Below are 18,603 nucleotides of genomic sequence, written 5' to 3' on the forward strand. Positions count from 1 at the left end.
AACGGGGATTTTTTTGTCTGCTGTACGGCAGTGAGAAGGACGTCTCATCTAGGATTCCTCTCCGATGGCTAACCAAGTTCAGAGAGACGGCAGCCGGCTGTTATCCGAAAATAAACCAGCCGCTTGCAATTCCGCGCTACAGCTTCAAGCCCCACACCTTCAACTCGATGAAGATGGACTCCAGCTGTTTTCCCTTATCGGTTAACGTGTATTCCACGCGGGGCGGCACTTCGGGATACACGGTTCTCACGACTATTCCGCTCTCTTCCAGCTCCCTCAGACGAACCGATAATGTTTTCGGGCTGATGCCCTCCAAAGATTTCAGCAGTTCTCCGAATCTTACCGTTCCGTCAATCAGCAAGTCCCGGATAATAAGAAAGGTCCATTTGCTGCCGATTATCCCCAGGGCCGCCTCGATCGGGCACTTCGTACCCGGGGTGCCCTTGCTTAATTTGACTTCTTCCAACGATAACCCTCCCGTTTTTATTGCCTGAGTGGAACTAACTATATCACAATAGTTACTTTAGGGAAATAAGGTGAATTAAATATCACTACTTTCCTAAATGAATAATTGGAATTAGAATAATCAACACCGGCCGACCTTTGCCAATCTACCTATCCCGGTTACGGCAGAAACGGTCCATCATTGCGAACTCAAACCGAGGAGGAAATTTAACATGACACTCGCAGGAAAAAAAATCGTGATTATCGGAGGCAGCTCCGGAATCGGGCTGGAGACCGCGGCTTTGGCCCTGGAGCAAGGGGCCGAGGTTGTGATCGCCAGCCGATCGGCGGACAAGCTCCGCCAAGCCCACAATACGCTCGGGTCCTCCGTTTCGGCCTATGAGCTGGACATGGCCGACGAGCAGGCCGTCAAGGAATTCATGACGCGCGACGTCAAGCGTCTGGATCATCTGGTCGTCACGGCGGCGCAGACCTGGTCCGGTCCCTTCCTTGCCACCGAAACGTCCAAAGCCCGGGAGCTGTTTGACAGCAAATTCTGGGGGCAGTACTACGCGGCGAAGCATGCCGCCCCTCTTCTCGCTGAAGGCGGCTCCATCACCCTCTTCTCCGGCCTGGTCGCCTTCAAGCCGATGGCCGGCGCCGCTAGTCTTGGCGCCGTAAATGCCGCCGTCGCTTCGCTCGGCCAGACGCTCGCCCTGGAGCTGGCTCCCCTGCGGGTCAATGTCGTCTCGCCCGGCATCATTGATACGCCTTCCCGGGCCGGCATGGATGACGCGGCGCGCAGCGCTTTCTACGAATCCGTGGCCGCCAGACTGCCGGTCAAGCGGGTCGGACAGCCCGGAGATGTGGCGCAAAGCGTGCTTTATCTGCTTCACAACAGCTTCGTAACGGGCACCGTCCTCCATGTCGACGGCGGGCATCTGCTGACTTGATCCGCTAGAAAAAGACCAGGTTCTCCGGTGCAGGGGGAACCTGATCTTTTTCTTTTACCTGGCCGAAAAATCCGCTTATGTCCCCGTACGGATCGGGATTGCCGATACTGGCTGTATACAGCTCGTGATTGGAGTACCGGCACGATCCGCATGCCACGTTGAACGGGGTGGTAACAAACAAACCGAGGCGCGCCGTATTTTCGGGAACAATTTCCTGCCCGCTATTTGTAATTCGAGCGGATGCTCTTTGTATGCCCCCAAAGCCTTGCGGGAAACGATAAAAAGGACCTGCGGCTGCAGATCCTTTTTATCCGATGCTATCAGTTGACCGTCACGTAAACTTTGGTCGATTTCTTCGCATACGTAATCGTAATCGTGGCTTTGCCTTTGCCGGTTGCCCGGATGATACCGTCCTTCACATCCGCTACACGGATGTTGGAAGATTTCCACAACGCCTGGACCGTAGCGTCCTGCTCAGACAGATCCTCGAACGTTGCCGTAGCCTTCACGTTTGCCGTAGCTCCCGCTTTCAGCTCCACGGTAACTTTATCGGTTTGCAAGTATTTCAATTTGTCCACATCGACTGGAATCGAAATGCTCTTGCCGCCGAACGTTGCGGAAACCGTCGTGCTTCCCGCGCTGACGCCCGTCACTTTCCCTGCGCTCACATCCGCAATTTTGTAGTTGCTGGACTTCCAGAGGACGCTCGAAGTGACGTCTTTCTTGCTTCCGTCCGAAAGGGTCGCCGTTACTTTGATTTGAACGCTCGATCCGGATTTGGTCGTCACGAAACGCTTGTCCACTTCAAGAGTAGAAACGACGCCGATTTCGACCGGAATCGTAACCGTCTTGCCGCCGTACTTCGCGGTGATCGTCGTTTTGCCGCGGGAGACCGGAGTCACGAGACCGTTATCCACCGTAGCAACTGCCGCGCTGCTGGAGGTCCACTCCGCTTCTTTCGTCACGTCTTTCGGCGTTCCGCTGCCGTCCGTGCTCGTAAGGGTGATCAGTTTGTTCTCGCCGAGATCGAAATTCAGGAATGTCGGATTCGCCGTCAGCTTGTCCGCCATGTCGACTTGAACCTTGAATGTAACCGTCTTGTTATTGAAAGTGGCCGTAATGGTGGACTCGCCGGAAGCGACACCCGTTACCAGACCGGCATCTACGGTAGCCGCTTTCTCATTGGAGCTCGTCCAGGCCGCTTCTTTCGTCACATCTTCTTTGGTGCCGTCCGAATACGTCGCCGTCAGGTCCAGTACCTGAGTACCGGTCTTTTTCAATGAAATGGTCGTCTTGCTGCCGGTGGTCAACGTTTTCAGCACCCCTACGGACACTTGAACGACAGCCGTTCTCGTTCCGTATTTCGCCGTCACTGTCGCGGCACCTGTGCCTACGCCGGTGATCACGCCTTTGCGTACTTCCGCGATGTCCGCGGCGCTGGAGGTCCAGTCGGCTTTCTCCGTTACATCTTCCACCTTGCCGTCGCTGTAGATGGCGTTCAGCGTTACCTTCTCGTAACTGCCCACTTGGAAGTTAACGGTTTTCACGCTTGCTTTGATCGTGTTCGGAATATCGACCGACACTTTAACCGTGACGGTTTTGCCGCCGTAAGTCGCGGTTACGTTGGCTTCACCGGCTTTACGCGCGGTTACTTTGCCGTCCGTCACGCTGACAATCGCTTCGTTGTCGACCGTCCATTTGGCTTCATCCGCCACGTCTTCCTTCGTATCGTCGGCATAGGTCGCCCACAGGACGATCTGCTCCTCTTTGCCGGTTTGCAGGAACAACGGATCCTTCTCGGCTTCCAGACGCTTCGGAACATCCACGTCTACGACGACCGAAACGGTTTTCGTGCCGTACTTGGCCGTAACGGTCACTTCGCCCGTAGCATTCGCGAACAGCTTGCCTTTGACGACGCTGACGATATTCTCGTCGCTGGACGACCAGTCCGCACGAGCCGTAATATCATCGGAGCTGCCGTCGGCATAAGTCGCTTTCAGGTTCAGCTGCTCCGTGCCGTTTTTCTTCAGCAGAACCGTTTCCTTGCCCAAGTCCAGCTTGATGGCATTGTCCACGTCTACCTTGATAGTCACCGACTTCGTGCCGTAGCTTGCCTTGATCGTAGCTTTACCCGGTCCATACCCGGTAACTTTGCCTTTCAGGACATCCGCCACATTCGGGTTGTCGGATTCCCACTCGGCGATGTCCGAAACATCCTCGGAAGTGCCGTCGGGATAAGTCGCGATTAACGTGATCGCTTCCGAGTCTTTCAGAAGCATGGAGATCTGCGATTTATCGGGATCTACCCGCTTCGCGATTTCGATGCTGACCGGTACGGAAACGGTCTGGTTGTTATATTTCGCGGATACGATCGCCGTACCCGAGCTTTGACCTGTGACGAGACCGTTGACGACCGTAGCCACGGAACCGTTGTCGATGTTCCATTCGGCCTTCTTCGTTACGTCTTCGTTCGTACCGTCGTCATAGTAGGCCGTCAGTTTAATTTGTTCGGATTTGCCTTTGCGCAAATCAATCGTTTGTACGTCTTTAATGAGGGAACGGACATGCTTGCTTACCGTCACGTTGACGATAACCGTTTTCCCTTTATGAGTGGCCGTAATAACGGCTTTGCCTTCTTTCTTCGCCGTAACCGATCCCGCATACACGGATGCGATTTCCGGAGAACCGGAGGTCCAGTCGGTTTTAACCGTTACGTTCTCGGTCGCGCCGCTGTCGTAAACCGCGGTTGCCGTAAGGGAAGCGGTGCCGCCTACCTCCAGCGAAAGCTCGTTTTTGTTCAGCACCAGGCTGGTAACTTCCAACGCCATCGCGCTCATTGCGCCGAAGCTGCTCGATACCAGAGTTAAGGTAAGGAATAAAGCCAAAATCCTCATTGCCCGCATCATTTCATCTCCTAGTCTTTGTTCTTGTTGGACAGCCCTCACGGAAACCTGCTTAGACAAGCATTCCTTCCGCAACTGTTCAAAAAGCTGACCTTCTTTTCGTGCCGAACCCGAACTGTAATTTCGACGTCCTTGTCGGTACCTGGAAAATGTAATCCCCCTTTTAGGTCAAAGGCGTTCGCCCGGCAGAAACGGTAACTTCCGATTAAGCGTTTCATTAACGCTTGACTGGCGGTTTACCCAATTGTTGGAATCCTCTCTTCTAATATCGACAAAAGGGAACAAAATGTTTAGCCTCAATCTCCATAAACAATTGTCCGTGCAGAAAAATTCCGTCCCTCCCCGTTCGGCCAAAATAAAAAGAGATTCATGGAATGAATCTCTTCGGGTAACGTTCCTCTATTATTTGTTTTTGTGCTTTTCGAACAAATCGTTCAGCTTGCGCGCCGCCTCGTTATACGGCTGGATGCCGCCGTTATCGACGTGGAAATAGAAATTGCCGTCCGCGAAGCCGAGGTACGTGCTCTGATCCTTCACCATCAGGATTTCCTCCGACTGCTCCAGGTAATAATAAGTGGAGTCGAAGCCTTTGAAAACGGCCGCACCCGGAAGCTCGACATCGCCGGACTGAAGCTTTTCATCTACCGCTTTGTACATAATCCTCGATGCGTTGCCCTCATAGTAAGCGATATAGAAATTTTTATACTCTTCGGCAGCATCCCCGTCCAGCTCATCCTGCCCTTTCAGGAACGGAGTTCCGAGAATAGCGGTGACCTCCTCCGCCTTCTGTCCCAGATACAGTCCGTTCAGGACAAATGCCCCGCCTTCCACTCCGACAACCGGCTTATCGAAGCGCTTGCCGTACTTGCCCGTTTTCTCCATGACACGGTCGATCAGGACGGCCGCTTCCGCACGGGTAACGGGAGCCTCCAAGGCCAGATCACCTTCCGCACGCCCCTGCAGGATGCCTTCTTTTACGCAGAGCGCCACGGCGTCTTCATCCGGAACCGATTTAAACCTCCATTCCGGCTGAATCAGCTTGCTCACCACACGCACGATTTCGAGACGGGAAGCGGGATCGAGCATCGTTTTCTGGAAAGCTTCGTCCACAAGACCTATCTCCGCCTGCGCTTTATTTAAATAAGCTCCGTACCAGGCGGCATAGCTGCCCAGATCGGGTTCGTAAGACGGATCGTTCGCCATCACGGCCATCTTGACGAACTGGATGCCCGTTACCTTCGCACCCGGATCGAACGTTTTCTCGGACACCCCGTCAATTACGCGCATTTGAGACGTGCTGATTAAGCTGTCCTGCGCCCAAGGAACCCCGTCGATATCCTCGTAAAGCCAGTGAGCGCTTGCGGGCGACGCAGCCGTGACCAGCACGAGCGCGGTTCCGGCGGCCAGTGCGCTTTTTTTCCAAAAAGACCGTTTCATTCTTCTATTCTCCCCCTCATTGTTTGGATATGTATTTTATCACCACATGGTATGCAGTACTTTTCGCGATAGAAGAAGCAAAATCCTCTCGTAAACGGAACTCGGGCACATCTGTCCTCACAAACACGTCTGCGCACCTCTTCAGGCTCCGCCGGCAGCCTCTTACTGCATTTTCCGCCTGTACACCACTCGGGACCACAGAAAAATCGCGTTACCTACAAGCAGAATCGTAAACTCCCCCCCCGTCTTCCCCGTGCTGAAAAAATTATAAAGCCCCCAGGCAAGCAGAGCCCCCGTATAAAATATAAAAGCGATCTTCGCCGACTTGTCCGTCTGATATCGTTCCATTTCATCCGCTTTACGCAGTTTCAGTTTCATAACCTTTTCCTCCCCGATCTACGATGCAAAAGCTCTCTAGTGATTTTATTTAAAATGTCAAATATATTTTACATATATTTATTATAAAAGAACGGGCAAGAATGTCAAATAGTTTTTACATTTTATAAATCGCTTCCTTAAAGGGAAGCATTGTTCGTGCTTCATCTGGGTTATTCACGGGGTCCGTCAATATCTGGAAACGTCCGTAAGTTGTCCGAAATCCGTTTACCCACGGTACCTGCGGGGTAAGGATATGCTGTAACCGGAAGAAAGCTAAGCCAAATGAAAGAATACGCACTAGACTCTTGAGGAGGTAGTTCAAATGGATAAGAAAATTGTTGGTGTTTTCGATACAGAAAGAGAAGCTATTCAAGCGATCGACGGTCTTAAACAGCAAGGTTTCCATGCCGATGATATCTCCGTTATTGCCAAGGATAAACAAGATTCAGCCGATATTTTAGATGAAACCGGAACGAAAGCGCCTGAAGGCGTGGCCACGGGCGCAGCTACAGGCGGCATTCTCGGCGGTGTGACCGGCCTGCTGGCCGGAATCGGCACGCTCGCCATTCCGGGCGTAGGTCCCTTCATCGCGGCGGGACCGATCGCCGCTACATTGACGGGCGCCGCTGTCGGAGCGGGCGCAGGCGGCCTAGTGGGCGGCCTGGTAGGCATGGGCATCCCGGAGGATGAAGCCCAGCAATATGACAACTATGTCAATGACGGCAAAATCCTCGTGCTCGTCGATTCCGATGCCGAACGCGACGCTCACGTTTACGACACGTTTCGCACGAACCGTTCCCTGAACGCATCCACTTACGACGACCAGGTATTCCGCGATACGGATACCCCGGCATACGACGTCAATTCGGGTCTGCCTTACAATGCGCCGAATGATGACATTGACCGTTCGCGCCGTCTGTAAGCCCATCAAGCAAATCGGACACATTCCCTATTAAAATAAAATCGAAAAGACCCGGTCCTAGTACAAGGACCGGGTCTTTCTTTTATAAATTTCCTGATCGGATTTACCAACGCCATCTAGGCCATATTGCACTCTTGAGCTTGCCCGGTGTTGACTGTTGACTGCTGACTCCGTAACGCACATGGAACGTTCGCGGGCACCTGACCCCAATCGACCGGGGCGACTTCTAAAGTGCCTTACGCTCCGTGACCGGCACCGCAAATATATTCGGCCAGCGTACGCACCATAGCGCCGGTGCCGCCCTTCGGATCGATTCCGCGGTCACCCCAAAGCCATGCCGTACCGCCCGTATCCAGATGAATCCACGGTTTATCTTCGATGAACGCCTCGATAAACGAGCCGCCCATAATCGCTCCCGCCCACTTATGGGCGGCAGCATTTTTGATATCGGCGACCGTACTGCGCAGCATTTCCCGGTATTCAGGGAAATTCGGGAGCTGCCACACCTTTTCTCCCGCTTGTATCGAGGCTTGCAGAACGGAAGCGAGGAAGGCGTCGTCGTTCGTCTGGGCGCTGGTGGCGACATCGGCGAAAGAGACGAGAACCGCGCCCGTCAGCGTGGCGATGTCGATCAGACGGGTTGCCCCTTTCTCGATCGCATACGTGACGCCGTCCGCAAGGATGAGACGCCCTTCCGCATCCGTGTTCAGCACTTCGACCGTGCGTCCGCTTAAGGTCGTGATAACATCTCCCGGGCGCATTGCCGTCCCGGACGGCATATTCTCGGCGGCCGGTATGACAATCCGCAGGTTGATGCGCGGCTTCAGGCGGCCCACCACGATCAGCAGACCGAGCAGCACCGCCGCGCCGCCCATGTCGCTGATCATCTCTTCCATGCCGCCCGCAGGCTTGATGGAAATGCCGCCGGTGTCAAAGGTGACGCCTTTGCCGACAAGCCCCAGCACCTCGCCCGACGACGGATCGCCGTCGTAGCTCAGCGTAATCATGCGCGGCGGGTTCGCGCTGCCGAGGCCGACGGCCGCGAGCGCTCCCATGCCGCGCTCCACAATCGCCTGCTCATCCAGCACCTCGCAGGCGATTCCGAACTGCCCGGCCAGCTTCTCCGCTTCCTTCGCCAGATCGGAAGGAAGCAGCAGATTGCCGGGCAAGTTCGTCAGGTCGCGCGCATAATTCGTCGCGACCGCATACGCTTCGGCGGCGGCCACCGCCGCCTGCAGCGCTTCCCCGTTCAGCGCGTCCCGCTGAACGAACAGCTGCGCCGCGGCCAGTTCCTGCCGCGGCTTCGCCTCCCGCGCGTACGTCGCGATGCGGTACGCGCCGAGCAGCAGCCCTTCCGCGACGGTGGACACCGTTTTCGCGGCAGAAGCCGCACCCGCAGGCCGCTCGTCTGCCGAGCCGGTGCTTGGCGCGCCTGCCGCCGTCCGTGCATCCGCTCCGCTCACGCTCTGCGGCTCCTCTTGCACGCCGTCAACGCTTGCGGCCTTCACCGAAGCGCCTCTCGCGGCATCCGCTCCGCCTGTGCCCTGCGCCGCAAGCGGAGCCGCATACGTCCCGCCGCGCGGAGGTTCAGCCGGGAAGGCCCCCTCCGGCAGCAGCACGGCCAGGCGGCCCAGCCCGAGCCGCTGTGCTTCGCGGGCCGCTTGTACCGCGGCAAGCCGCAGCGTGTCACGGCCCGCCGGCGCCGCACCGAGACCGGCGGCGATCACGTACGGCGCAGCCAGGCTCCCGTATGCCGGAAGCACGGTCACTTCACCGGCGCTTCCTTTGTAGCGTCCGGCCCGCTTCAGCCGGTCCAGCTCAGCCCGGAGCTCTTCCGGCAGATCCGGCAGGCTCCCCGGGTCTTCCCCCTCAGTCGTGAAGAACAGCAGGGCGTCGGCATCCGCCGAAGCCCATCCGCCGCTTTCCGCAATAGAAATTTTCGTATTCGTTGTATAGTCCGCTCTCATCTAAGAGTTCAGCCCCTCTCATGCCTCTGGCGGCAAGTCTTTCCCTTCGGTCCGCGTTTGCAGTATTCCCGTTCTAAATAGTCAAAACTCCCTCAGGCCGGCGAGTTTATCAGCAACATCGTCAGCGGGGAGCATATGGGTGTTCTTTTCTATTGTAATACACCGTGGCGTCAGTTTAAAGGGAGCTGAATCCGGAAGCTTGTCCCCTCTCCAACTTCGCTTTCCACATGAATGACACCGCCATGGTTTTTGATGATGCGGTAGCAGACGGAAAGCCCCAGGCCGGTCCCGTCTTCTTTCGTCGTAAAAAACGGATCGAACAGTTTTGAAAGCGTTTTCTGATCCATTCCTCTGCCGTTGTCTTCTATGTAAATCCATACTTGATGATCCACTTTAATCGTCCGGATGCGAATAAGCCCATGCTCTTTCTGTCCGTCGGACATCACTTCTATGGCATTTTTAACAATGTTGAGCAGCACCTGCTTGATCTGCTTCACGTCCACCCATACGTACAAATTCGGGTCGGATTCGCTTAACTGGATATCGCAGCCTTTTAACAAAGCCTCACTCTCGAACAGCAGCACGACTTCCTTAATAAGCGAGGCGATCTGGATCTTCTGCTTCACCGGAGCGGTAGGCTTGGACGAATTCAGAAATTCAAAAATGATATCGTTGGCGCGGTCGATTTCACTTAAAATAATATCGGCGTAATCCTGTTTGCCCAAACGAAGCAGTTCAGGCTGCAAAAGCTGAATAAACCCGCGGATCGAGGTAAGCGGATTACGGATTTCGTGAGCGATGGAAGCCGCGATTTTCCCCAGCATGGCCAGCTTGTCGTTATAATAGACGGATTGCTCGATCCGCTTGAAGTCGGTCACGTCCTTGACGGAAATGAGAATGTCCCCGTCGAGCTCCTCATCGTACTTGGCCGTCACCAGAAAATGCTGGCCCTTCTCGTCCAGAACTTCCTGAAAGGGCAGCCGGTACACGAACATCTCGCGGTGAAGCTTGATCAGAAGTTTACGCATTCCTCTCGAAAGCTTCCGCAGCCTGACCAGCTCGTAGAACGTGCGTCCGATCATGCTTTTGCGAGGAAGTCCCAGGAATTGGCCGAGCTTTACGTTAGCAAACGAAAGAAAGCCTTCCTGGTCGAATAACGCTATTCCGCTGTCCATATGCTGGAGCACATTCTCATACTTGCTGTTGGACGGCGGGTAGGAAGAGTCCTGCATCAATCTGTCGGTAAAGCGTCTTGACGGTTCTCTACCAACCTGCTCGGATTGAGACGTGCAAAAGGATATCGCTTCACTAAGTATTTGGAACGATTGCTGATAATACAGCACAACATCTTCAGGTCTGGCAGGGCCGGTTAACTCCCGCATGCATCTATCATGCAGAAGAGTCACCTCTTGCGGCGGCATAGAGGAGATAAGCGGTTTGAGGGTGCTGGAATATGAGCGGGCTTCCTCCGGTCCGCTTTGCATCAATACTTGCAAAACTTGCAGATACATCGTTCGGATATCCGGCATGTGACTCCTCCTAGATTATGCGTGGGGTTGTGTACCCGGCACAACGACACTTTTCGTCAAAAATCAAGGGTTTTTCGTCATTTTCTTACATTTCCTCGCGAATTTGTTAATTATCGGAATCTCACTCATTGTAACATAGGAAGTTTAAAATTACGATACGATTTGGAGCATAAAAAGAGGAAAATGTAAGAATCCGCCTTAAAACCGGGATCGCCTGCCGGCTGCCGAAATTCACTGTCCTGCCTGGATATGCGAGCTAAATAACCCCGCGGTCGGCGGGGTTATCTTTTCCTATTCGAGCCTGTCTGCGGATGGGGCGCTTATTCGTTCAAGCGTTGTACGCGCATCCGCTCAGCTGATGTTATAATAAACCGGGCCCTCCTTGAATGGGACCCCGAAAGAATGTCCGCCTTTCCAGGAACCTTGGTCATCCCTGTCGTCGTCGTTCTCCCGATTCTTTTCTTTCTTTTCTTTTTCTTTCTGCTGCTTCTCGCGTTCTTTCTCCCGTGCTTTTCTTTCTCTTTCTTCTTTTTCCTTCTGTGCTTCCTGTTTCCTCTTCAACTCTTCCTGGGCGCGCTTGTATTCCCGCTCCACTTTCTGACGAAGCCATTCTTCCCGCGCGTTGTCCGCGTTGCCGCTGCCCGTGTAGGTATTCTCCTTTTTCGGGGTGGGTGTGGGAACCGGTGTATTCTGGGTTCCGGAGGTTTTGCCGGACGTATTCGCCGTGTTTCCTGCCGCATTGTTCGGAGGCGTAGGCGTCGGAGTAGATTCCGGCGTCTTCGTAGCCTCCGGCTGATTCTTTTCTTCCTCGTTCGGAAGAGCCATGTTGTCCTTGTTCCAGGAGCCTTCTTTTTCCATGGCCAGCCAATTTGTAAGGTTGTCTTTGTTGATGGGCTGTGTGCGGTTATACAGCTTACCCATTCCGCCCATCTGCTTGGCCAGTGTGTAAATGGACATCTCACGCAGCTGATCAAGACTGATTTCGGTTCCCATACTCTTCGCGTTCAAATAAATCGCGTACTTGCCCGTGGACAGCTGATGCGTACCCGCTTCCTGCCGCAGTTCAGGCGGCGCCGCGAAAGCCGCGACCGCATATTTACTCAGGTCGGCATGATTCGCGAGCAGATGGTCCGTTACCTGCTTCTCCATTTTGTCGGCCAGCAGAACGTCGCTCACCTTGCGCTCGTTGCCTATAACCGTACTCGAAATGATAATATCCCCTTCGCCTTTGGCGAGCGGTCCTTGATCCAGCCAATCCAAAATAACGGACGCGGCCTGAGTCAGCGGCTTGCCTTCCACATGAAGCGCCTTGGCCATCCGAGCACCGTCCTGATTGAGCCCTCTGACCTCCCGTACGATCTCCTCATCGTCGAGCGCAAGCTCTACGCTCGGATTAACGTCCATCGTCACATACGCCGCCACTTTTACCTGACCGCCCATGTTTAACAAACCGCCGATGAAAACAAAGCAAATAATCGCGGCAGCCGTAAGACCGGATGTCAGCACCAAAATCTGAGAACGCCCGAATCCCCTTGTCGATTTGTAATGGATTTCTTGTCCGACCTGGCAGTTTCGCCCTTTCTTAGAAATGCGCTCGAAACGCCCCTCCTCCGTCATGACAATAATGCTGTTTCCCTTCAGCTCCATGACGATGCCTTTACTCATATGCCTCTCTTCTTTCCTGGAAAGTTTGCTTTGATTGCTCTTTAATATGCAGATATTCTTTGAGATATGGATAGGAGCCGGTGTTTATGAGCGCTATGGCAATCAAATACTTTCGGTTTCGTTCCAGCGTTTTGCGCGAAACGCTAACCTTACCCAGAAGTTCCTTAATAGGAAGCTGCTTTTTGCTAAGCAGAAGACGCATCAGTTCTGGGTCTTCGGAGAGGAGCTTACCGATCCCGAATAACATGATACGAGAATCTTCGTGCTTGGGAGAGGCATCGACCAAATCGGTAAATTGAATGGAGAAAACGGCAAGATTGCGGTTAAATTCCACAATTTCTCCGCGGCGTTCTTCTATTCCCTTCTGTTTCTCATACTGTTCCAGCGCTTGATGAATCTCGATGGGATTCACGTAATGATCTTCTTCGTCCTCCTGGTCAAACGCACTGTACGGAATCTGTCCTTTGAACCGCTGCTCCTTTCTCAAATAGTCGATCAGTCTGCGGCGCATCACCGTCTCGGCAAAACCGAGAAACGAACGCCCCATGTCATGGGAGAACTGATTAATGGCTTCGTTAAACGCGGCTAAAGCAATACTGAATTCGTCGTCTCTGGCAGGATCAATATATCTTTTGCAAAAGCGGCTTGCCACCTTGATGACAAACGGCTGGTAATCCGAGATAAACTGATTGCGCAGACGCAGGTCTCCCTGCTGTATTTTCTTCACAACCTCTTCAGGCTGCGGTGCGTTTTTTTGGTGGTGGCTGGACTGACGTTTGCTGCCGAATAACTTCTTAAACAGTACCAGAATCACTGTTCCACCTCACTTATACAATTCGATTTCCAGCAATTTCTTCGGGGGGTCAATCTTTGCTATTATAGCACAAGCTTTAATATCGGCGAAAAAGTTAAGAGATTTCACAGAGTTTTCTCAGAAAAAAGAGCGGAATACCCCTTATCTTCTCAAAAATCGCGGATGAAGCATAATTATATTCCAGGATCAGTAAACTAATGGTATTATCCGTCATCTAATCGATCCCTACTAACACCTATACGTATTAAAAAAAGCTGTACGAAAGCCGATTCTTCCTGCACATTTGCATGAAACAAAAAAAACGGCCAGAGCACCCTCTGGCCGTTTTTATATGAGAATACCATCTATAATAAATGCGATTGCTTTGAGGCTTACGGACTTTGAGGCGTACGCCCTTTAACAAGCTTGCTCCGGCGGCGGCTGAGCACCTGAAGACGTTTTTTGAGCTGGTCCTCCCACGCGCTGTCTCCGAGAGACTTAGCGACCGAAAGCAGATCCAGTCCCATGTCGATCTGATTCTGGACTACATCCATCGGTTCCTCATCCTCGTGGTTCACGCAGTTCTCATAAATAGCCGGTCCCTGCTTGCCTTCCACATAATCGATGAAATCAACCTCGGCGGCGCCGTCTCCGTGCGCGTATTCGGCGAGCAGCTCATACTCGTTTTCTATCAGATGATGAACCTCGATCCGGTGACACACCGGACAGAAAAGAATCGGGACATTGTGAATGCTTGTTCGTATATGTTTAAGGGTCCCCTTCGACCCGATCATACTTGCACCGCAGCAAAAACTCATAATACTTCCCTCCCAAGGATCGTCCTGCAGACCTTCCCGGCCTGCGGAAGTGAATTTACGCATGTCGTTTGCATGTGATGCTTTATTTTACAACATTCCTATTCACCGGCACAAAGGAAAATTCCTCTTTTTCTAGCAATATAGGCCTCGCCCGACACCGGTTTTTAACCCCAAATCGTAAGCTTATACCCTTCGGGGCCAAGCTTTGCCGCGCTTCTAACTCTAACACAGCCCGCATAAAATAAGAGGAACAGGACTTCCGGGAACTGCGCTAACCATGCCGGAGTCCGTTTTACCACCAGATCGGAGGGACGTGAAATGACGATTATTCCCATCATTTCTCGGCAGATTGCTTTTGCCAAATTCGAGAGCCAGACCGGTGAATTCTCGGTCTATTACCACACGGGAAAGGTGGAGAATTACACCGGTTTCAACCTGGAAGACATTCAAGCCCTTTGGGACTCGGCGAACCGTTACGATACGCTGATGCGCTTGACGGAATCGCGGCGTCTTCCCCAGACTACCCCTACATGAAGATGACGGACCGGAGGTAAAATAAGCGGCGGTAACCGGACAACGGGAAGCGGGACACCCTGCCGTCGCTGCATTCTCTGGCTTCCTCCGCTCAAAGATTGGGAGCTTCCTTCCGCTGTGCTACAATAGAAGCATTCAAAAACGATACGGCATATGCCCGGCAAGGAAGAGAGGAATTTACTCTGCACGGTATCCGTCCAAACCATTCCCCACTGCCGCAGCTCAAGCTCGGCAATGTGCATCTTATGATTCAACGGCAGACGGTTCTGTTTGTTTACTGGTCGATTTCATCCCGCCTGGCACCCATGATCGCCGAGTACGGAACCGAAGCCGAACAAGGTCTGGTATCCGTCCGCATAAACGGGTATGGTGAAAGTTCCGACGAGTCTGTCGTTTATGAGGTCCGAACCATGCCACCGGCCGAAAATGCCGGTTCCGCCTATATCCGCACGCAAGGCCGGAAAGGCCTATGGCAGGCGGAATTGGGAATACTGAATGCCAACTGCGGCTTTCTTCCTTTACTGAGATCCGCTCCCGTTAGGACGGGTGACGGTTCCGGCGAAAGTCCGTTCCCCGAAGAAGGGCGGCACAGCGGGAACAATCATCCCCCTTTTCCTCTTCTGCCGGTAGATTTTGGCTTCTATTCTACTTACACGATCTATCCGCCGCCCAAACAGGAAGGAGAAAAGCCGTGAGCGTATCCCAGCCCGTTTCCGCTCTGCTCGTTTTTCACGCGCATTTGCCTTACGTCTACCGGCCGGGCAGCGGTCTCACTCTAGAAGAATATTGGTTCCATGAAGCGATGTGCGACGTCTATTTGCCCTTCGCGGATTGTATGGACCGTCTGCTAAACGGCAAGGTCTGCTCCGCGGTGACCTTGTCCGTAAGCCCCGTACTGCTGTCTATGTGGGAGAATCCCGACCTGCAGCAACGTACGCGGGAAATATTGAAACGGCGCGTGGAGCTGGGCCACAAAGAAAAAGAGCGGCTTGCAGACAAGCCCGGGCCGGCCTCCCTTGCCTCCCGTTATGCGGGAAGGTATACGGACATGCTTGCTTTATTCGACAAGATAGACGGTAAAATCATCCCGCGGCTGCGCCTGTATGCCGACCATGGCCTGATCCAGCTGATTCCCGCAGCCGCTACCCACCCTTTCCTCCCTTTGTTCAAAACGGAGGAAGCCGCGTTCGCGCAATTGTATACCGCCGTGACGGAGTTCCGGCGGTATTTCGGCTTCGCCCCCTCCGGGATCTGGCTGCCGGAATGCGGATATACGCCCATGCTGGAGCCTATCCTGCTTAGGCTGGGGCTGCGCTTTACGATCCTGGAGGCGCCGGAAGACAAAGCGGGGGACTCCGGGCAAGGACCGGCCGCTCCGTATGTCACACCGGACGGCCTCCGGGTTTTCACCCGGGATGCGGCCGCCTCGGCTCTTGTATGGAGCCGGGATAGCGGCTACCCCGGCCACCCCGATTATCGCGAATATTATCGCGATATCGGGTACGAACTCGGCCGCGGCACTCCGGCCGAGCAAGCTTACATCCGGCCGTACGTGCTGCCGGATGGCACGTCCGTTGCGACAGGCTACAAGTACTGTCGCATAACGGGCGCCGCCGGGGGCGCAGACGAAGCCGGCGGCAAAGCCCCGTACGACGCCGGCCGCGCCGCGGAGCTGGCCGCCGTGCATGCGAGGCATTTCCTCGCATCCCTCGGGGCGGCGGAGCCAGCGACAACGGGCGGGGCGGCCGTCGATGCCGCTGGCTCCGCTGCCGATTGGGCTGCTGCCGTGCCGACCGTCCAGGCTGCAGCCGGGCTTGCCTCCCCCGCCTCCGCTGCAGCCAAACGCCAGCCTGCCGAGGCTCCCCCGGCTTCGGCCCCTGCGGGGGACGCGGCACGGCAGACGCGAGCCGAACTCTCAGACGCTGAGCTCCGCTACGATCGACAAGCTTCCTGCGCAGCACCGGAAGCCGAGCCCGTACGTCTCTCCGCCAGCTATGCTGGAGAGAGCGGGGCCAGACCGCAGGCCGCCTCCGTCTCGGAGGCACGCCTGCTGCCGCCCCGGCCGGTTGCCGTCTGCGCCTTCGACCTGGAGCTTTTCGGACACTGGTGGCACGAAGGCCCCCTCTGGCTGGAAACCCTGCTGCGCGAAGGCGACCGTGAACAGCGGCGGCGGTATACCGCCAGCGGTTCGCACAGCGGCCCTTCACTTCCCGATTCGGAGAAGCAGCCCGTGTTTCTTACGCCCTCTCTATATGAAAAGCGCTACGCTTTCGGCAAAGGCACGGCCCCCGTTCTATCCAGCTGGGGACGGGGAGGCGATGCCAGAGTCTGGCTGAATCCCGCTACAGACTGGATGTATCCGCTTCTGCATGCCGCAGAAGAAGCCATGGCGCTGGCCGCCGCAAGAGCTGCCCGGACAGACACCGCAGCGAGAAAAGCTCACCAAGCCCTCAATGTGGAACTTGACGCTATTTCAAGCTCGGATCCTTTTTCCTTCTATTCCTCTGACCCCGGCCCGAATCGGCGCGATGACGAAAATCTTTCGCACACCGCTATCACCGATAGAATTTTGCGCCAAGCTGCGCGGGAGCTTATGCTCGCCCAAAGCAGCGATTGGGCGTTTATGATCGAAGCGGGAGAAATGGCGGGCTATGCCGCCGGAAGATTTCACGAACATAGGAATAACTTCTATCAGTTGCTACCGATACTGGATGATATAGATGAGAGACAACCCGCCGTTCTTTCACCCGAAAAGCTAGAATTGCTTCATAGAATGGAAAGAAGCGCTTCTCTTTTTCCCGATGTTAATTGGAGAGCCTACCTCACGGGGTATCTTTCCGAAACGCTAGCGGGTAAAAAACGATCCCAGGCACCCGCCTCTGCTCTCGCCGCTCCTTTGCTTGAAGAGCAAACGGCCGCCCAAGAGAGCGAAACCGGCAAACCATCCGCCGGAAGTTCACAGGCTAAACCGCCTGCCGCAAACAGCTTCACCACTGGTCCGAATACCGGCAAAAAAACCTCCCTCCGCGTTCTCGTGCTGGCCTGGGAATTCCCGCCTCATCTGATAGGAGGGCTGGGGCGAGCGGTCGGAGACCTTACGGCACAACTGGCTCGTGACGGGCATACTGTGCATGTGATAACATGCCGCCGGGATGACGAGGCCTCAGACAGTCTATGGAACGGAGTGCACGTTCATCGCGTGGAAGTGCTGCAAAGCCCCGAATCCCCGGCTTTTCTCGACTGGGTGTTCAGGTTGAACATCGCCATGATTTTACGGATGGAACGTCTGCTGGAGGAAAATCAGGAGCTTCGGTTCGATATCCTCCACGCGCATGACTGGCTGGTGTATTACGCCGCCCGTGACTGCCGGCAGGCTCTTCGCCTGCCGCTTGTCGCTACCCTGCACGCAACCGAACACGGCCGCAAGCTGGGCCGGCTGGACGATCCCGTCTCCCGCAAAATTCACGCCGCGGAAAGCAGTCTGGCGGAGCTGGCCGACAAACTTATCGTTTGCAGCGATTCGATGGCGGAGGAAGTGACGTCGCTTTTCAACCTTAAAAAATCCGGCGTGACGGTCATTCCGAACGGTCTTCCTGCCGCTTCCGATGCGGAAAGCAGCCGGAAGCCGCATCCGGCTCCGGCATGTGCCGGAGATTCCGGACGTACGCTGCGCTCGGCGTTTGCAAAGCGCCGGATTCTATATCTCGGACGCCTCGTCCCCGAGAAGAATGTTCCGCTGCTTCTGGCAGCGTTCCCTTACGTCCTGGAGCAGTTCCCGGAGACGGAACTGGTCATTGCCGGAACGGGACCGGAGGCGGCTTCCCTCAGCGGGCTGGCCGCTCCCTTCGGAGACCGCGTAAGGTTTACGGGCTTCGCCGACGAAGCCGCCAAAGCGGAGCTTTTGGCGGAAGCCGATGTCTGCGCCATTCCGAGCCTATACGAGCCCTTCGGAATCGTGGCGCTTGAAGCGATGAGAGCCGGCGTCCCTCTCGTCGCTGCAGACACCGGCGGCCTTGCCGGACTTGTCGAAGACGGCGTAGACGGCTTCCGGCTCCCGCCGGCCGATCCCCGGGCTTGGGCCGGGAAGATTTGCCTTCTGCTGGGCGATCCGGAGCTTGCGGCTCTTTTTACGAAGCGCGCCTCTGCTAAATTACACACATGCTTTAATATGAAGGAAATCGGCGCCGCCACCGCGAACGTTTACCAAAGCGCCATAAATTGCCAAAGATCGACAAAAACTTGTTGACCTCTTCTTCTGAA

At 54.8% G+C, this 18,603-nt stretch carries 15 protein-coding genes; 5 read left to right on the forward strand and 10 right to left on the reverse strand.

Annotation, left to right across the window (positions count from 1 at the left end; translation table 11 throughout):
* Nucleotides 1-136: 136 nt before the first annotated feature.
* On the reverse strand, nucleotides 137-466 hold the full coding sequence (locus tag PCH01S_RS12600; protein WP_042229753.1) for a winged helix-turn-helix transcriptional regulator: 330 nt from the start codon (nucleotides 464-466) through the stop codon (nucleotides 137-139).
* 211 nt (nucleotides 467-677) lie between these two features.
* On the opposite strand from PCH01S_RS12600, the gene PCH01S_RS12605 reads away from it, so the two are divergent.
* Entirely contained in the window at nucleotides 678-1,397 is a 720-nt protein-coding gene (locus tag PCH01S_RS12605; protein WP_042229754.1) for an SDR family oxidoreductase, read from the forward strand.
* A gap of 4 nt (nucleotides 1,398-1,401) precedes the next feature.
* Here the strand turns inward: PCH01S_RS12605 and PCH01S_RS30425 are convergent, their stop codons facing one another.
* The 4 genes from PCH01S_RS30425 to PCH01S_RS12620 all read right to left on the reverse strand — a co-directional run bounded on the left by PCH01S_RS30425 (nucleotide 1,402) and on the right by PCH01S_RS12620 (nucleotide 6,115).
* Nucleotides 1,402-1,578, reverse strand: a complete 177-nt coding sequence (locus PCH01S_RS30425; protein WP_156972819.1) for a hypothetical protein — start codon at nucleotides 1,576-1,578, stop codon at nucleotides 1,402-1,404.
* Between the two features lie 139 nt (nucleotides 1,579-1,717).
* Nucleotides 1,718-4,303 carry an Ig-like domain-containing protein gene (locus PCH01S_RS12610; RefSeq protein WP_042229755.1) on the reverse strand — a complete coding sequence of 862 codons (2,586 nt, stop codon included), beginning with the start codon at nucleotides 4,301-4,303 and terminating at the stop codon, nucleotides 1,718-1,720.
* A gap of 399 nt (nucleotides 4,304-4,702) precedes the next feature.
* Nucleotides 4,703-5,737, reverse strand: coding sequence for an S-layer homology domain-containing protein (locus PCH01S_RS12615; RefSeq protein ID WP_042229757.1), 1,035 nt, complete (start codon nucleotides 5,735-5,737; stop codon nucleotides 4,703-4,705).
* A 162-nt stretch (nucleotides 5,738-5,899) separates the two neighbouring features.
* Nucleotides 5,900-6,115, reverse strand: coding sequence for a hypothetical protein (locus PCH01S_RS12620; protein ID WP_084706588.1), 216 nt, complete (start codon nucleotides 6,113-6,115; stop codon nucleotides 5,900-5,902).
* Nucleotides 6,116-6,437: 322 nt separating this feature from the next.
* Here PCH01S_RS12620 and PCH01S_RS12625 point away from each other — a divergent pair, with 322 nt between their 5' ends.
* Nucleotides 6,438-7,037 carry a general stress protein gene (locus PCH01S_RS12625; RefSeq protein ID WP_042229759.1) on the forward strand — a complete coding sequence of 200 codons (600 nt, stop codon included), beginning with the start codon at nucleotides 6,438-6,440 and terminating at the stop codon, nucleotides 7,035-7,037.
* A gap of 236 nt (nucleotides 7,038-7,273) precedes the next feature.
* Here the strand turns inward: PCH01S_RS12625 and PCH01S_RS12630 are convergent, their stop codons facing one another.
* From PCH01S_RS12630 to PCH01S_RS12650, 5 genes are all read right to left on the reverse strand, one after another.
* Nucleotides 7,274-9,004 carry a leucyl aminopeptidase gene (locus PCH01S_RS12630; RefSeq protein WP_042229761.1) on the reverse strand — a complete coding sequence of 577 codons (1,731 nt, stop codon included), beginning with the start codon at nucleotides 9,002-9,004 and terminating at the stop codon, nucleotides 7,274-7,276.
* Between the two features lie 170 nt (nucleotides 9,005-9,174).
* Nucleotides 9,175-10,533, reverse strand: coding sequence for an ATP-binding protein (locus PCH01S_RS12635; protein ID WP_042229762.1), 1,359 nt, complete (start codon nucleotides 10,531-10,533; stop codon nucleotides 9,175-9,177).
* Between the two features lie 351 nt (nucleotides 10,534-10,884).
* Nucleotides 10,885-12,198 (reverse strand): anti-sigma-I factor RsgI family protein, encoded by a 1,314-nt coding sequence (locus PCH01S_RS12640; RefSeq protein WP_042229763.1) that lies wholly within the window; start codon nucleotides 12,196-12,198, stop codon nucleotides 10,885-10,887.
* A complete protein-coding gene (gene sigI, locus PCH01S_RS12645; protein WP_042229765.1) occupies nucleotides 12,191-13,012 on the reverse strand; it encodes an RNA polymerase sigma factor SigI in 822 nt (273 codons plus the stop codon). Before sigI ends, PCH01S_RS12640 begins: the two co-directional genes overlap by 8 nt.
* Nucleotides 13,013-13,383: 371 nt before the next feature.
* Entirely contained in the window at nucleotides 13,384-13,809 is a 426-nt protein-coding gene (locus PCH01S_RS12650; protein WP_042229766.1) for a hypothetical protein, read from the reverse strand.
* A gap of 318 nt (nucleotides 13,810-14,127) precedes the next feature.
* Here PCH01S_RS12650 and PCH01S_RS12655 point away from each other — a divergent pair, with 318 nt between their 5' ends.
* The 3 genes from PCH01S_RS12655 (at nucleotide 14,128) to PCH01S_RS12665 (ending at nucleotide 18,589) form a co-directional block, all read left to right on the forward strand.
* On the forward strand, nucleotides 14,128-14,343 hold the full coding sequence (locus PCH01S_RS12655) for a hypothetical protein (protein WP_042229768.1): 216 nt from the start codon (nucleotides 14,128-14,130) through the stop codon (nucleotides 14,341-14,343).
* Nucleotides 14,344-14,588: 245 nt separating this feature from the next.
* A complete protein-coding gene (locus tag PCH01S_RS12660; protein ID WP_042229961.1) occupies nucleotides 14,589-15,038 on the forward strand; it encodes a DUF4912 domain-containing protein in 450 nt (149 codons plus the stop codon).
* Nucleotides 15,035-18,589: a 1,4-alpha-glucan branching protein domain-containing protein gene (locus PCH01S_RS12665; RefSeq protein WP_042229769.1), complete on the forward strand. Its 3,555-nt coding sequence runs from the start codon at nucleotides 15,035-15,037 to the stop codon at nucleotides 18,587-18,589. The genes PCH01S_RS12660 and PCH01S_RS12665 overlap by 4 nt, the downstream gene beginning before the upstream one ends.
* Nucleotides 18,590-18,603: the final 14 nt, after the last annotated feature.

The organism is Paenibacillus chitinolyticus NBRC 15660 (genome assembly GCF_000739915.1).
GTDB classification, from domain to species: Bacteria; Bacillota; Bacilli; order Paenibacillales; family NBRC-103111; genus Paenibacillus_F; species Paenibacillus_F chitinolyticus.